The following is a 14,997-nucleotide window of genomic DNA, read 5'->3' as shown; positions in this document are numbered from 1 at the left end:
CCTCACGGGTGCCCCGCGCCCGCGTCCTCACCTCACGAGCCCGACGACCCTCATGGCCGAGCGTGGTGTCGCAGAAGAGATGGCGCAGGCCCTCGCAACGGTTCGCGATGGCTTCCGCTCCAGTGCGTCCGAGCGCATCGGCCAGCTGCGCCGCCATGCCGATGCCTGGAAGGCGGGCACTCCCGGCTCCGCCGCGCAGTTCGCGCAGATCGTCCACACCATGCGCGGCACCGCCAGCACGCTCGGCTTCACCGAGGTGGCCCGCTTCGCCCACGAGCTCGAGAAGCTCGCAACGGGCGAGGCAGCCGCCTTCTCCACGCGCGTGCTCGTCCTCCTGCAGTCGCTCCAGGAGGCCTTCCACCACCCTCCGAGCACCCTGCCCCTGGTGCCCCACCGTCCCCGCGTGCTCGTGCGGCTGGCCGACACCCACCTCGCCGTGGAGCTGGCCCACCACCTCGAGGGGCTCGGCATGGATGCCATCGCCGCCTCCACCGAGGAGGAGGCCGTGCGCCTCATCACCTCCGAGCGCCCCGTGGAGCGCGTGGTGGTGGGCCCCACCGTCCCCACCTCGCTGCGCGGCGCGCTGCGCTCGCTCAACACCCCGCCGCCGCTCGTACTGCTCGCCCCCGCCACCGAGGTGCGCACCACGCCTCGCGACGGCGCCGACGCCGTGCTCTCGCTGGGCACTCCCGCCCAGGCCCTCGCCCGGGAGATTGTCTCCATCCAGCGCGCCAGCCCCTCGCGCTTCCGCGTCCTGGCCGTGGATGACGACTCCGCGGTGCTCGCCGCCGCGCGCGCCGTGCTGGAGGCCGCGGGCATGGAGGTGGTGACGCTCAGCGACGGGCGCAACCTCTTCTCCAGCCTCCAGCGCCACCACCCGGACCTGCTGCTGCTGGATGTGGCCCTGCCCTCCGTGGACGGCTTCGAGCTGCTGTCGCAGATCCGCGCCGACGCCGCCTGGCGCACCCTCACCGTCGTCTTCCACACCGCCCGGGACGCTCCGGCGGACCGCGTGCGCGCCTTCCAGATGGGCGTGGACGACTACCTCATCAAGCCCGTGGCTCCCGCCGAGCTGCGCCTGCGCCTCATGGCCCACCTGCAGCGGCGCACCCTGCTGCGCGCCTCCGGCGACAAGGACGCGGGCAGCGCGATGGCGGCCTCCCATGGCGCCAGCACGGAACGCCCCTTCACTCCCTCGCGCCTGGAACAGACGCCCGTGCCCCGGACCGGGGCTCCCTCGCCGAGGCCTCCCTCTCGCAGCAACCTCCCCGCCGTCCAGCCGCAGCAGCCGGCCCGGCCCGCGAGCACCGCGCGCGGGGAGAAGGAGAGCCTCGCTCCGCCCACCTCCCGCTCGACCCTGCCGCCCGTGAGCCTCCCCACCCAGCCCCCTGTCCGCCTCAGCCCGCCGAACGAGAGTGGCGGCGCCGCCCCGCCCCGTCCCGGCGCTCCCGCCCGCCCCACCGACGGCACCCAGTCGCGCTCGCACCGCATCCTCGTGGCGGACGATGAGCCCGCCCTGCGCCGCGTGCTCCAGCGCCTGCTGGAGGCCGAGGGCTACGTGGTGGAGACCGTCGAGGACGGCGAGGAGGCCCTGGCCCGGCTGCTGAACCCCTCGCTCACCCCGGTGGACCTGGTGCTGCTGGACGTGCACATGCCCCGGCGCTCCGGCATCGAGGTGCTGCGCGCCCTGCGCGAGGCCTCCTCGCCCGTGCGCTCGCTGGTGCTCTCCGCGCGCATCCGCGACGAGGACGTGATGAAGCTCTACACCGAGGGGGCCGTGGACTTCGTGGCCAAGCCCTTCTCCATCCACACCCTGCTGGCGCGCGTCACCCGACTGCTGCCGCCGCGCACCCCGTGATGCGGCCCCTGGTTCGCGGCGGGGCGAGCCTGCCCGCCTGCGCCACCTGAACCGGGCAGGGCCCCGAGTCCGCCCCCGCGTCCGGTGCGCCCCCCCGCCGGTCGAGCCGTGTCCGAACTGGTCTGCTTGTCATACCAGTTGGCAACCGGCTCGAGCACAGGGCACCTCCCTGGCTACCCACCAGGCGCCGGCCTCCGAGCTGGCACCGCTCGAATGGAGCACCCTCCCCATGACCTGTCCCCCGCGTGCCTGGGCGAGCCTGAGCGCCCGCGCCCCCACCTGCCTCCTCCTCCTCACCAGCACACTGCTCCTCGCCGGCTGCTCCTCGGAGCCGAAGGGCCCCGAGGTTCCCGACAACCCCTCGGATCCCGGCGACGCGGTGGACACCGGCCCGCTGGCGCCGTGCAGCTACGCCACCACCTCCGCGCTCGCGTGTGGAGAGCTGGAGGCCTTCGAGCTGTCGGCCTGTGACACGAGCACCCTGGCGCGCTCACCGTCGCAGGGCGTGTACATCCTCAAGAGCCGCGTGGCGACGAGCAGCTCGCCCACCGGCGGCATCGTGTTCGCCAGCACCATGCACCTGGGCAGCGACGGGGGCGCCTCCAACATCCTGCTGAGCGGCCCGGCCACCACGTACCAGCGCGACGCCGAGCGCTTCTACATCGCCCGCGAAGTCACCCTCGACAACGGGGACATCAGCCGCAGCGCCTACGCCGGCTGCCAGGTGGATGACGGCCAGCACCTCACCGGCTGCTACGTGAGCTGCCGCAACGGGCGGGTGCGCTCGCAAGGCACCTTCCAGGCGCTGCGGGCCACGCGGCGCGAGGGCGAGCAGGAGTCCGAGGGCATCTCGCTCGTCTCCGAGTCCTTCGTGTCGCTGGGCCTGCCGGTGGACATCTACGTGGCCAAGGGGCACGCCTACGTGGTGTCGGTGAACTCCGGCGGGCGCACCGGTGGCCTCAGCGTGTTCGACGTGGCGGACCCGGCCCACCCGGTGTTCCGGCGCACCGTGACGATGCCCGGGGACAGCTACTGGAACGGCGTGTGGGCCAGGGGCGACGGGCTCTACGTGGCCAGCGCGACGCGCGGCGTGCTCCTCTTCGACATCTCCAACCCCGCCGAGCCGGCCTTCCTGCGCAGCCTGCCCGAGGACGCCATCAACGTGCACACCGTCTTCGTGGAGGCAGACAGGCTGTACGCCATGTCGCCGGACCCCCACAGCGAGACGCTGCTGTTCGACGTCTCCGAGCCGCTCAGGCCGGTGCTGCTCGGCCGCTTCACCGCGCCGGGCGGGGGCACCGCGGGCTACCCGCATGACGCGTTCGCCTACCAGGGGCGGCTGTACATCAACCACTGGGACCTGGGCTTCCTCATCGTGGACGTGAACACCCTGTTCGACATGCGCCAGGTGGGCCGGTACGTGTACGCCAACCAGACCAGCCACGCCAACGCGGTGGGCACCTTCGACGGGCGCACCATCGCCTTCGAGGGCGGCGAGGGCTACGACGCGCACCTGCGCGTGCTGGACGTGACGGACCCCCAGGCGGTGGTGAAGCTGGGCGAGTGGCGGCTGCGCGCGCAGTCCTCCATCCACAACATGGTGCTGGTGGACACGCGCCTCTACATCTCCCACTACCAGGAGGGCGTGCGCGTGCTGGACGTGTCCACCCCGTCCGAGCCCCGGCAGCTGGCGTACTTCAACACCTTCCGCGAGACCGACCCCCACCGCGGCTACAGCTTCTACGAAGGCGCCATCGGCATGCGCGTGCCGGGAGACGGGTACGTGTACGTGGTGGACACCTCGCGCGGCCTGCTCGTCTTCCGCGAGCCGTGAGCCTCGAGCCTCGGCGGCTGCGCGCCACCGACACGGCGGACTACGCGGCCTCCTCCGGCTTCGCGAGCGCTCGCACCACGCGGTGCAGCGTGAGGACGCGCTCCACGTCGTCGCGCGTGTACTGCATCTCGAAGCCCGCCACCGTGACCGAGTGCGGCCCCTCGCCCTGCTCGTACGGCGTGCCCTGGGCCGCCAGCAGCTCCATCACGTCCCGGAGCACCTCGAAGTCGTTCGCCGGCACACAGCCCACCTCTCTCCAGGCCTCGGGAGAGAGGTCTACGCGGTAGTAGGCTGTCAGCGCAGGAGGTGTGCGAGTCATGGGGTGAATCCGTGTGAGCCCCAACTCTTTGCAAGCCACGCGCCCACCTCTCTTCCCGAGAAATCCTGGGGTTGGTGGGGCCAGCCGCACCGGACCGGAATGTTCTCCAGCCCCTGTTCTGTAAGAAATACGCCTGAAGAATCTTCAGCCGTCGTCAATCTCGATGCGATCGCGGCCCAGGTTCTTGGCCCGGTAGAGCCGCGCGTCCGCGGTGCGCAGCAGCGCCTCCACGTCCACCCCGTCCCTGGGAGCCTCGGCGATGCCGCCGCTGAAGGTGACGTGGAAGCGCTCTCCGCGCTCGCCCTCGAAGTGGATCCGCGCCAGCTCCGCCGCCGTGCGCGAGAGGATGTCCCGCGCGCTGGCGGCCGTCTCTCCCATCAGCACCACGAGGAACTCCTCGCCGCCCCAGCGGGCGCGCAAGTCCTCCTTGCGGAAGCGCGTGGCCAGCAGCCGCCCCAGCCGTGAGAGCACCTGATCTCCGGCCAGGTGGCCGTGGGTGTCGTTCACCTTCTTGAAGTGGTCCACGTCCAGGAAGCACAGCGCCAGGGGGCGCTGCTGGCGCTGCACCTCGGACAGGCGCCCGCGCAGGGCCTCCAGCATGGGGCGGCGCAGCAGCAGCCCGGTGAGCGCGTCCCGCTCGAAGCGCTCGCGCGCCAGCCGGGCCCGCTCCAGCCGCGAGAGCACGCGCGCCATCAGCTCCTCGCGCAGCACCGGCTTCGTCAGGTAGTCGTCCGCGCCGGCCTCGAAGGCCGTGACCCGGAACTCCTGCCCCAGCCGCGAGGCGAGCAGGAGGATGGGCAGCTGCTGCCACGCGGGCGTGGAGCGGACGATGCGGCACAAGTCGAAGCTGCTGGGGCCCGGCACCTCCACGTCCACCAGGAGCAGGTCCGGCCGGTGCTCGGACAGCGCCTCCAGCAGCCGGAAGGGGTCCTCCATCCACACCAGCTCCACGTGGAGCCCGCTCACCGCCTGCCGCAGCGCGCGCCACGTCCCCTCGTCCTCCACCAGCACCAGCACCCGCGAGCGCTCCGGGCGCCGGGCCGCCACCAGCCGCTCCACCGCCTCGGTGAGGTCCGCCGCCGTGAAGGGCCTGGGCAGGTAGAGCGACGCGCCGGCGTGGGCCGCCGCCACCCGGTAGGCGAAGTCTCCCTCCGCGCTGAAGAAGGCCAGCGGCAGCGCCTGCAGGGCCGGCTCGCCGCGCAGCCGCGCCGCCGCCTCGAAGCCGCCCTCCGCGCCGCCCAGGTGCACGTGCAGCAGCGCCCCGTCCAGCCACTGCTGGCCCGCGCGCTCCAGCGCCTCGTCCAGGCCCTGGGCGACGACGACGTGCACCTCCTGCTCCTCGCCCATCTTCTCCACCTCGGCCAGCCACGCCGCGTCGTCGTCCACCACCAGCACCGTGCCCACCTGGCTGGCGGGCCTGGAGGCCGCGGACGGCGAGCCCTCGTCCTGGGAGCCCTGGCTCCCGGGCGCGCTCGCCGGGGCCGTCGCGGTGGAGATGGCCTCGGCCAGCGTGCGCAGCGCCGCCTCGATGGCGTCCCAGTCCACCGCGGCGCCCTCGCGCGCCGGCCACACCAACTCCTCGAGCTGCCCGGCGGCCTGGCCCACCTCCATGAAGCCGAAGGAGCCCGCCGAGCCGTGGAGCTTGTGCGAGTCGTAGAACACGGCCTCCACCGCCTCGCGCGAGCCGGCGCGCGCCTTGCCCACCGACTCCGTGAGCGAGGAGAGCCTGCGCCGCAGGTGCCGGGCATACTCGGCGGTGGCCGCCGCCAGCTCGGCGGCCAGCTCGGGCGAGAGGGCGGGCCTGGGCGGCGGGGTGGCGGCGAGAGGGCGGCTGAGCGCCTGCTCCACCCAGATGAAGAGCTCCTCCGGCGTGTACGGCTTCTGGAGGATGCGCGCCACGCCCAGCTCCCTGAGGAACTGCTCGCGGCCCTTCACGTCCTTCGAGAAGCGCGAGGACAGCAGCAGCGGCAGCGCGGGCCACTCCCTGCGCAGCTCCTGGAGGAAGTCCAGGCCCACCATGCCCGGCAGCAGGCTGTCCACCACCACCGCGTCCACCTCCACGCGCGCCAGCACCGCCTGGGCCTCCGCCACGCTGCGGGCGGACTCCACCCGGAAGCCGCGCTCGCGCAGGTACGCGGGCATCACGGCCTGCAGCTCGCGCTCCTTCTCGAGGAAGAGGACCGTCCGGCTCATGGCAGCAGTCGCTTGATCTCGGACGGCAGCGTCATGGGGTCGAACGGCTTGGAGATGACGCCCAGGGCGCCCAGCTCCAGGTAGCGCGCCACCTCCTGCTTCTGGATCTTCGCCGTCATGAAGATGATGGGCGTGCGCGCGGTGGCCTCCTGGGCGCGCAGGTGGCTGAAGGTGCTGGGTCCGTCCATGCCCGGCATCATCACGTCCAGGAGGATGAGGTCCGGCCGCTCGGTGACAGCCCGCGTCAACGCCTCGGCGCCCGAGGCGGCGAGCACCGTCTCCCAGCCTCCCACCCGGCTGAGGCTCAGGTGGCCCACGGTGCGGATGTCCTCCTCGTCATCCACGAGCAGCACCTTGCGAATCGGCATGTCGGTCCTCGGTCATGAGAGGGCGCGTGGGGGAGACGGCGCGGTGGCGGGAGCCGTCTCCACCTCGGCCCGAGCCACTGGCTAGCGTACTCCGGGGGCCTGCCCTCCGTGTCACCTCCCGTGCGTCCCTGGCCCTTTGGACACCTGTACACCCCGTGTGTCTCCGAGAGGGAGGCCACCCGCGGAAGGAGCACCCTGGCCGCCCGCGCCTGCCCGCCTGGCCTCGGGCCCTGCATTCCCGACAGCTTGCGGTGGGAGCCACCCGCCATGACCGTAGAAGCGGGGAGGATTCCACCATGGCGACAGAGGACACCAAGAAGCCGGGGACCCAGCCGGCCGAGGACATGTTCGGACGTCCAACGAGCCCGCAGCACGAAGAGTCCGCCCGCCGGCCCGCCAGGGACGCGCCGGGCGAGGAGGACCGCGGCTCCCGCAAGAGCACGGAGGAGGAGACGGAGGAGCCTCGCCGGGAGGGCATCGACGAGCTGTCGGACGGGGACGGCCCGCGCAGCGACCGGGGCACCAACCCGCTGCCGGAGAGCTACTGGGGCAACCACCCCGGCGACAAGCGCTAGGACTGCCAGTCTCACCGCCGGGCATGCGCGTGCCCGGCCTCATGCACAGCGAGCACCTGGCCCGGACAGCCGGCTGCTGTCCGTGGTAGGAGGCCTGCGCCCCCCGTACCCCTCCCCCTGGTAGAGGCCGGAGGAGCCAACCCGGGAGGGGGGCGCGTGGAGCGACTTCGGGTATGCTGCCGGCCCTCACGGGGCGGCGCGCGCGTGACCGCTCGGGGCCAATCCAATCCAAACCGTGCCGAGATCCAAGACTCCCGGCACCGCTCGAAAGGCATGTGCATGAAGAAGCTGGGAAGAATGGGTCTGGTGCTGGGAGTGCTCACCCTGACGGGGACGGTGGCTTGCGAGGGCAAGCCCGACCCGGCCAAGGAGCACCGCATCAAGGCCACCAACCACCTGGCCAAGAAGGAGTTCAAGCTCGCGGCCGCCGAGTACGAGCTGGCGCTCCAGGCCAACCCCCAGGACGCGAAGTCCTGGAAGGAGAAGGCCTTCGTGCACCAGCAGATCGGCGAGCACGACAAGGCCGGCGAGGCGATGCTGAAGTACGTGGAGTTCGAGAAGGACCCCGCGCAGAAGACGGAGCTGTACCGCGTGGCCGCCGACGAGTTCCGCCAGGCCGGCAAGGTGGAGGACGCCGAGAAGGCGCTGCTCCAGGTGATGGCCACCAAGCAGAAGGATGAGGAGAAGGCGGAGCTCTACCGCGTCATCGCCGACCAGTACCGCCAGTCGGGCAACCTGGACGCCGCCGAGCAGCGCTTCAACGAGGCCCTCAAGCTCAACCCGAAGGACGAGGCGAGCCTGGGCTGGCTGGCGGCCATCTACTCCAAGCGCGGCGGCACGGAGAACGCGCAGGCCACCGCGGTGCCCGAGCACCTGGACAAGGCCATCTCCTACCTGGACCAGGTGATCGCGCTCAACCCCGAGTACCCCTTCACGTACATCAACAAGCGCATCGTGATGGCCAAGTACGTCCAGCACGAGCAGCAGCAGCAGATCTCCGCCGAGGCGGAGGCGCGCACCTCGAAGAACAAGGCGAAGTCGGCCGAGGCCATGGCCCGCGCCGCGGAGCACCTGAAGCGGGCGCAGGAGTTCCAGAAGCAGTTCGAGGAGCTCACCGCGAAGTTCAAGGAGCTCCAGCCGAAGTACAAGGAGAAGCAGGCTGCTGCTGCTGCTGCGGCGGCGGCGGCCAAGGCCGCGGAGACGGCTTCGGCGCCGGCGAAGTAGCCCTCACGGGCAGGGGCCTCGAGGCCCGTACATGAGAAGGGCTCGGAACCTCGCGTGGGTTTCCGAGCCCTTCGTGCTTTCAGCCTCAGTCGCAGGCGGCGGCGACGCCGTTGTGGCGGCAGTTGTGGCCGCGCGGATCCAGCTCGAGCTGGTAGAGCGACTTCACGCCGTCATCGCTCACCTGGATGGCCTTCCTGTCCGCGGTGCCCGGGCCCACCATGGTGACGCCGAGCTCGATGGTGCCGCCGCCGATGGACACCTGCATGGCGGGCTCGGCGGGAGCCGCGACGGTGGTGCTCTCGGAGAAGCGCGCCCACTCGTCCTGGCCCTTGTTGTAGAAGCCCACCGCGCAGTTGGCCATGCCCGTGGCGAAGTTGGCCTGGTACAGCCGCGCCACGTTGGTGCCCGTGGTGGAGCACATGTTCCCGGCGGCGCCGCTGGGCTCGAACGAGCTCCACACCACGCAGCCGGCCTGGAGCGAGCCGGTGGTGCCGGTGCGCTCGTGGTCCTTCGCGTACTGGATGAACCAGCCCTTGCCCGCGGGCGCGGCCGACTGCTGGCTGGTGGTGACCTTTCCGGCGCTGTCGAACTGGCCCACGTCCACCAGCTGGCTGTCCGTGACGAGGTTGGCCTCGTACGTGTTGGCCTCGGCGTCGGTGTCGAACTTGCGCGTCGGGTCCGACCCGCCGTACGTGTACACGCCGGAGTAGCGCTGCGGGTAGGGCCTGGCGTCCTCGGCGAAGTTGAGCTGCGCCCAGGTGCTCGACTCCTGGCAGCTCCAGGTGGAGCTGTTGCCGCCGCACGAGAACTGGATGGAGCCGTCGTTGTCGTTGTCGCAGCCGTGGGCCTTGTCGTTGTTCCAGCTCAGCGTCACCTGGGCTCCCGCGCAGGAGTTGCCCGCCGCCGGCGCCGCCGTCGAGGCGCCACCGAAGTAGCGGTAGTCCTTGTACGCGGCGCTGGTCGTGAAGAGCGTGTGGCCGTCGCGCTGGACGGTGAGCGTGTTGTTGACGCCGCAGCCCTGCACCGCGCACGCGCGCGGGTTGGACAGGCGGCACGAGGTGCCCTTCTCCATCAGGTTCTCCCGGTCACCCGTGCCCACGAAGGTGCGCAGGAAGCCGGTGTCCGGCTGCAGGGTGTTGAGGGTCATGTAGCTGAACGGAGCGCGCAGGGCCTCCGCGTCGGCGCTCTTGCCGGCCAGATTCTCCGCGCGGAAGGCGCGCGCGGCGAACCAGTTGTCCACCCGCTGCCTGGTGGCGTCCCACGTGCCCGGCTTCCACATGCGCACCATCCACAACTGCCCGCCGTAGTCACCCACGGTGGCCGAGTCCCACAGCAGGTCGGCGTCCGCGCTGGGGTTGTCCGCGCGGCCGATGTCCATCATCGAGAGGCCCGCCCCGATGGGGTAGCGCAGGTTCTCCGAGCGGCTCTGGCCATCGCCGTGGAAGAAGCTCCACACCGTGTGCCCGCTGCGGATGTCCACCAGCGCCATGCCCCGGCCGCGCAGCATGTGCTCGTCGAAGCCGCCGTTGAGCGCCACCACCCACCGCTCGCGCGCGGGGGTGTTGTCCACCGTCCACGGGCCCGCGCCAGGGCTGCCGCTGGGGCCGTACAGGTCCCTCAGCGCCTGGTCGGCCTGCTCGGTGAGCGCCACCGGGCCGATGGGCGGCGGGCGGGGAGCGAAGTGGGTGAAGCTCTCGCCCACCTGCAGCGCCAGTGGATCGCACGGCTGCGGCCACGTCCACAGGAAGTCCCCCGCCAGGCTCGGCGCCAGGCTGGCCGTCTCACCGGGCGCGGTGCCCAGCAGGCGCGTCAGGTCCAGCGCGAAGCGGTGCACGCCGCCACGGCCGGTGCCCACCACGGCCACCGTGCGGAACTCCTCCCACTGCTTCTTGCCGTCGGCCGGCTGGTTGCCCGCGCCGTCGATCCACACGTCGCGCACCATGGGCGTGCCGTCCACGAAGTAGGCGTGCTTGCCGATGTTGGGGCGCAGCTTGGGCAGCAGGTCCGGCGGGATGAAGGCCCACAGCTCCTCGCCCGTGCCCGCGTCGAACCTGCGCTGCCCGGTGAGCGGATCCACGTCGTCGGCGCTGGTGACCTTCCTGCCGTTGTGGAAGGCGTGCAGCATGCCGTCGTTGGCGCCCACCAGGACGACCTTGTCGCGGTCACCCGCCTCGTACACGTACTTGTCGTAGGCCTTCGCGTTCGGCTCCTCCGGAGTGGTGTAGCCGTCCTGCTGCGGCGTGGCGCCGGAGAAGAGCGACGTGAGGCACTGGGTGGAGAAGCCGCAGAAGTTCTTCGGCATGGGCGGCTCCGCGCTGATGGGCGAGGAGTGGAAGATGTCGCCCAGCAGGAACGAGCGATCCTTGTCCTGCTGGAGCGGATCCGGGTTGAGCGCATCGGCTCCGCGGTACCAGCGGATGACCAGCTTCGCGCAGTCGATGGCGGACAGGCTCGGCACGCCCAGCCGGTCAGCCAGGTCCGAGCACGCATCGGGGTTGTCGCTGATGCCCAGGTACTCGCGCAGCGCGGCGGCGTTGGCCTCCACGAACTCCACCGGCGTGTCGCGGTAGTCCAGCTTGCCGTCGCCGCCGGGGACGTTGTTGTCCACCAGGGTGTAGATCTTCCGCGTCTTCCAGCGCGTGGGGCCCGCGGCGCTCAGCTTCGCGCCCGCCTCCCAGATGGGCTGGGCGGGCGTGAGCGGAGACAGCAGCTTCACGAAGTTGCCCTCCGCGTCCTCGGTGACGGCCTCGCCGGCCGCGTCGAGCATCAGCGTGTCGTTGCAGTCCCCATCCTGGTTGAGGTCTCCCCCCAGCGAGGGGTTCTTGGGGTCGCAGCCCAGCAGGCGCTCGGGGCCCATGTTGAAGCGGTAGAGCTGGCCCTGCCACGGCTCCGTCCTGGAGCGCGCCGGCTTGAAGCGCGGGATGAGCGTGGCGCTGGCGTTGTTCACCTGCAGCGCGCTGGCCGCGGGGCTCGAGAAGGAGGTGGCGCGCGTCTGCACGTTGTTGATGATGTCCAGCAGCGCCTGCTTGAGGCTCGCCCCGTCATTGGCCGTGTAGTACAGGCCGCCGCCCACCTCGGCGGTGTGCTTCAGCAGGTTGCTGTTGATGCCGAAGCCCACCGTATAGGTGACGACGTTCTGCTTGTTCGTGGTGTCGAAGTCGCCGACCTGCGCGGGCGCGTTGCGCTGCAGGTCCTTCTCGTAGAGCATCCTGGCCACGTCATCCAGGTAGTAGTTGGAGTTGTCGTCGGTGTAGATGGCGGCGTTGGGCCCCTTGTCGTTGCAGGGCTCGCTGGCCGGGCAGTACACGGGGCCGCCGTTGACGGCGCGCAGCTTGCCGGCCAGCGTGAGGCCCACGCCGTCGTTGCTGGGCTCACCGTCGGTGATGAGGATGACGGAGCTCGACTGGCAGCCCCAGCACACGCTGCGCGCCGGGTCGCTCAGCGCCTTGTTCTTGAACCCGGGCGGGTAGTTGTAGGCCGTGCCGAAGTTGAAGAGGGTCCGGTACACGTCCTCGTCCGAGGTGAAGTAGTAGCCCACGTTGAGCAGCGACCGCGCCAGCGGCGTGCTGGTGCTGAAGGTCAGGCTGTTGACCGCGTTGATGTAGTCGCCGCGCAGCCCATCGAACGCGCTCGAGTCGTTGGCGATCTGCGTGCACGAGGGGCTCTGGGCCTCGAGCATCACGGAGTAGTTGGGATCCGAGGTCTCCGCGAAGTGGCTGATGCCCACGCGCACCCGCTTCAGGTCCTTGATGACGGACTTGAGCACCGCGCGGGCGGTGACGTACTTGGGCGGGTTGAAGTTGAGGAAGCGGCCCCAGAAGATGAAGTCCAGGTTGGTCAGCGGCGCGGTGTCACGCGCGGTGGCCTCCGGCAGCTTCCACCAGCCCTTGGTGCTCAGGCACTGGATGCACCGGTCGTAGTCGGCCGTGCGCGTGGTGTTCCAGTTGGGCACCTGCGACTGGCAGGCATCCTCCTTCGAGTGCCACTGGATGTCCGGCTCGCTGCTGTCGTTCCAGTACATGTACGCGTAGAACTTGTCGTCCAGGAACAGCTTGTCGAAGCCGCTGTCCGCGCCCAGCCCGGTGCCCGGATCCGGCACCGGGTACTGGAAGCTGGGGTCCCAGCCGCGGCTGGCGGAGTACGCGTCCAGGCGCGGGTTGTCGCAGCCGTTGGTGGTGATCTCGAAGAACTTCTTGTGCTCGCTGTTGATGATCTGCGGCAGCTCGCGCATGGAGCCCGAGGCATCGACGAGGAAGTGGATGTTGGGCGGCGCGCCATCCGCGCTGAAGAACCGCTCGTCGCCCGACACGTCATCGCCGCGCAGCACGTCATTCACCAGCGACGTGGTGAGCTGGCAGCAGGCGGCGGTGTTCTCGGAGGCGTTGCCGAGCTCCGCGTGGGCCCCGCCCGCCACGCCCAGCATCGCGAGGCCGAGGCACAGCCGGCGGAGGATAAAAATCCAGGAGTGCTGCATGGTGGTTTCTCCCTGGGAAACAGCGCGAGCCGGGGGGCTCACGCGGCGAGCCGGCCTTCTGCAAACTCCGACCCGGGCCTGGGTCGCGCGTAACTCGGCGGAACGACGGCGTTTGCTTCCTCGGCGGCGCGCGGCGCGCGAGCGGTTGCACCTCGCAAACTTTGCACCCCGCAAAGGTTGGTGAGCGGGGCAATCCACCCTGGCGGGAACCTGCCGCGCACGGCGTTGTCCAAGCCTCTCGAAAACCCGAAAGCACGAAGGAGGTCGTTCATGAGGCGGAGCCGTGTGGCCGTCGCGGGAGTCGTCTGCGCGCTGTTCGTCGGAAGCGGGTTGTCCATGGGGTGTGGCTCGCGCGCGGAGGAGGCTCAGCCTCTCGCGGAGCGCTCCCAGCCAGCGTCAGCGCCGGTGGAGAAGCCCGCCGCGAAGAAGCAGGAGGAAGGCACGCGCGGCGCCCCAGCGCCTGGCGAACATGCGCAGCGCGAGAGCGCGCCCGCGGCGAGCTCCCGGTTCGCGCCCCCAGGGAAGGCGATGGCGAAGCTGAAGCAGGCCGCTGCCCCCAGCTCGGCGCTCGGCGGCCTGGGGACTCGCGGCGCGGGCGCGGGCGGAGGCGGAAGCCTCGGCGGCCTGGGCATCGGTGGAGGCGTCGCCTATGGCCAGGGCCGCGGCTTGCTCAGCGGCAAGGGCGGGGTGGTGGGCAAGAAGTTCGTCGCTCGCTCCGTGCCGGGCACGCAGGCCTCGTCGGAGCCGGTGGGCAGCGCCGAGCAGTACCGCGACTGGGGCGTCAACCCGTTCGTCACCGCGAGCGAGGACCGGCTCTCCACCTTCGCCATCGACGTGGACACGGGCGCGTACACGCTGGCCCGCCGGAAGATCCTCGAGGGCTCGCTGCCCGCGCAGGACGGCGTGCGCGTGGAGGAGTTCCTCAACTACTTCCGCTACGGCTACGCGGGCCCGAGGGACGACTCGCCGTTCGCGGTGCACATGGACGCGGCGCCCTCGCCGTACACGCCGGGCCGCCACCTGCTGCGCGTGGGCGTGCAGGGCCGGCAGCTGCGCATCTCCGAGCGCAAGCCCGCGCACCTCACCTTCCTGGTGGACGTCTCCGGCTCCATGCAGTCCCCGGACAAGCTGCCGCTGGCGCAGCGCGCCCTGCGCATGCTCGTGGACAACCTGCGGGATGGGGACACGGTGGCGCTCGTCACCTACGCCGGCAGCGTGAAGGTGGCCCTGCCCCCCACCGGCCTGGAGCACAAGGCCGTCATCCACCAGGCCATCGAGGAGCTCCAGGCGGGCGGCTCCACCGCCATGGCCTCTGGCATCGAGCTGGCCTACCAGCAGGCCATGAAGACGGTGGACGAGCAGTCCGTCTCGCGCGTGCTCATCCTCTCGGACGGAGACGCCAACGTGGGCGCCACCAGCCACGAGGACATCCTGAAGATGATCCGCGGCTACGTGAAGGAGGGCATCACCGTCACCACGCTGGGCTTCGGCATGGGCAACTACAAGGACGAGCTGATGGAGCAGTTCGCCAACAAGGGCAACGGCAACCACTACTACGTGGACTCGCTCATGGAGGCGCGCCGCATCTTCCAGCAGCAGCTCGGCGGCACGCTGGAGGTGATTGCCCAGGACGTGAAGCTGCAGGTGGAGTTCGACCCCAAGCAGGTGGCGCGCTACCGGCTGGTGGGCTACGAGAACCGCGCCATCGCGGACATCCACTTCCGAGACGACAAGGTGGACGCGGGCGAGCTGGGCGCCGGGCACACCGTCACCGCGCTGTACGAGCTGGAGCTCGAGCCGGGCGCCGGAGAGGCCCTTGCCACCGTGCGCGTGCGCGCCAAGAAGCCGCGCGGCGAGAAGGCCTCCGAGAGCGTGTTCCGCTTCTCCCAGAAGTCCCTGGCGCCCACCTTCGCCGCGGCCAGCCAGGACCTGCGCTTCGCCACCGCGGTGATGGGCGCCGCCGAGCTCTTCCGCCGCAGCCCCCACGCGAGCCGCTGGAGCTTCGAGCAGGTGCGGACCATCGCTCGCCAGGCCACGCCCGAGGGCAACGCCGAGCGCGAGGAGTTCCTCCAGCTGTTGGAGAAGGCCCAGCCGCTGCTGGCGCGCGTGGCGGCGCGGTAGGTTCGGCGCGCGCGCCCAATCCAGCGGGTCG

The 14,997-nt window shown here is 71.0% G+C and carries 9 protein-coding genes; 5 read left to right on the top strand and 4 right to left on the bottom strand.

Annotation, left to right across the window (positions count from 1 at the left end):
* Positions 1–52: 52 nt before the first annotated feature.
* Positions 53–1,858 carry a response regulator gene (locus KY572_RS03260; RefSeq protein WP_224240654.1) on the top strand — a complete coding sequence of 602 codons (1,806 nt, stop codon included), beginning with the start codon at positions 53–55 and terminating at the stop codon, positions 1,856–1,858.
* Between the two features lie 229 nt (positions 1,859–2,087).
* Positions 2,088–3,692 carry an LVIVD repeat-containing protein gene (locus KY572_RS03255; protein ID WP_224240653.1) on the top strand — a complete coding sequence of 535 codons (1,605 nt, stop codon included), beginning with the start codon at positions 2,088–2,090 and terminating at the stop codon, positions 3,690–3,692.
* Between the two features lie 40 nt (positions 3,693–3,732).
* Here the strand turns inward: KY572_RS03255 and KY572_RS03250 are convergent, their stop codons facing one another.
* The 3 genes from KY572_RS03250 to KY572_RS03240 form a co-directional block, all read right to left on the bottom strand.
* On the bottom strand, positions 3,733–4,011 hold the full coding sequence (locus KY572_RS03250) for a hypothetical protein (RefSeq protein WP_224240652.1): 279 nt from the start codon (positions 4,009–4,011) through the stop codon (positions 3,733–3,735).
* 144 nt (positions 4,012–4,155) lie between these two features.
* Complete coding sequence (locus tag KY572_RS03245) at positions 4,156–6,204, bottom strand: response regulator (RefSeq protein ID WP_224240651.1); 2,049 nt, start codon at positions 6,202–6,204, stop codon at positions 4,156–4,158.
* Positions 6,201–6,572, bottom strand: coding sequence for a response regulator (locus tag KY572_RS03240; protein ID WP_224240650.1), 372 nt, complete (start codon positions 6,570–6,572; stop codon positions 6,201–6,203). Before KY572_RS03240 ends, KY572_RS03245 begins: the two co-directional genes overlap by 4 nt.
* A gap of 296 nt (positions 6,573–6,868) precedes the next feature.
* On the opposite strand from KY572_RS03240, the gene KY572_RS03235 reads away from it, so the two are divergent.
* Positions 6,869–7,147, top strand: coding sequence for a hypothetical protein (locus KY572_RS03235; protein ID WP_224240649.1), 279 nt, complete (start codon positions 6,869–6,871; stop codon positions 7,145–7,147).
* 279 nt (positions 7,148–7,426) lie between these two features.
* Positions 7,427–8,371, top strand: coding sequence for a tetratricopeptide repeat protein (locus KY572_RS03230; protein WP_224240648.1), 945 nt, complete (start codon positions 7,427–7,429; stop codon positions 8,369–8,371).
* 85 nt (positions 8,372–8,456) lie between these two features.
* Here KY572_RS03230 and KY572_RS03225 read toward each other — a convergent pair whose 3' ends face one another.
* Entirely contained in the window at positions 8,457–12,845 is a 4,389-nt protein-coding gene (locus tag KY572_RS03225; protein ID WP_224240647.1) for a pilus assembly protein, read from the bottom strand.
* 270 nt (positions 12,846–13,115) lie between these two features.
* On the opposite strand from KY572_RS03225, the gene KY572_RS03220 reads away from it, so the two are divergent.
* Positions 13,116–14,966 (top strand): vWA domain-containing protein, encoded by a 1,851-nt coding sequence (locus tag KY572_RS03220; protein ID WP_224240646.1) that lies wholly within the window; start codon positions 13,116–13,118, stop codon positions 14,964–14,966.
* The last annotated feature ends 31 nt before the right edge of the window (positions 14,967–14,997 follow it).

It is taken from the genome of Hyalangium gracile (genome assembly GCF_020103725.1).
Taxonomy (GTDB): domain Bacteria; phylum Myxococcota; class Myxococcia; order Myxococcales; family Myxococcaceae; genus Hyalangium; species Hyalangium gracile.
The sequence above is the reverse complement of the archived record's forward strand: the minus strand, read 5'-3'. Positions and strand labels throughout refer to the sequence as shown.

Bases quoted from the DNA above. Each gene is read 5' to 3' on its own strand.
- KY572_RS03260 (WP_224240654.1), top strand. From the start codon at position 53: ATGGCCGAGCGTGGTGTCGCAGAAGAGATGGCGCAGGCCCTCGCAACG.
- KY572_RS03255 (WP_224240653.1), top strand. From the start codon at position 2,088: ATGACCTGTCCCCCGCGTGCCTGGGCGAGCCTGAGCGCCCGCGCCCCC.
- KY572_RS03250 (WP_224240652.1), bottom strand. From the start codon at position 4,011: ATGACTCGCACACCTCCTGCGCTGACAGCCTACTACCGCGTAGACCTC.
- KY572_RS03245 (WP_224240651.1), bottom strand. From the start codon at position 6,204: ATGAGCCGGACGGTCCTCTTCCTCGAGAAGGAGCGCGAGCTGCAGGCC.
- KY572_RS03240 (WP_224240650.1), bottom strand. From the start codon at position 6,572: ATGCCGATTCGCAAGGTGCTGCTCGTGGATGACGAGGAGGACATCCGC.
- KY572_RS03235 (WP_224240649.1), top strand. From the start codon at position 6,869: ATGGCGACAGAGGACACCAAGAAGCCGGGGACCCAGCCGGCCGAGGAC.
- KY572_RS03230 (WP_224240648.1), top strand. From the start codon at position 7,427: ATGAAGAAGCTGGGAAGAATGGGTCTGGTGCTGGGAGTGCTCACCCTG.
- KY572_RS03225 (WP_224240647.1), bottom strand. From the start codon at position 12,845: ATGCAGCACTCCTGGATTTTTATCCTCCGCCGGCTGTGCCTCGGCCTC.
- KY572_RS03220 (WP_224240646.1), top strand. From the start codon at position 13,116: ATGAGGCGGAGCCGTGTGGCCGTCGCGGGAGTCGTCTGCGCGCTGTTC.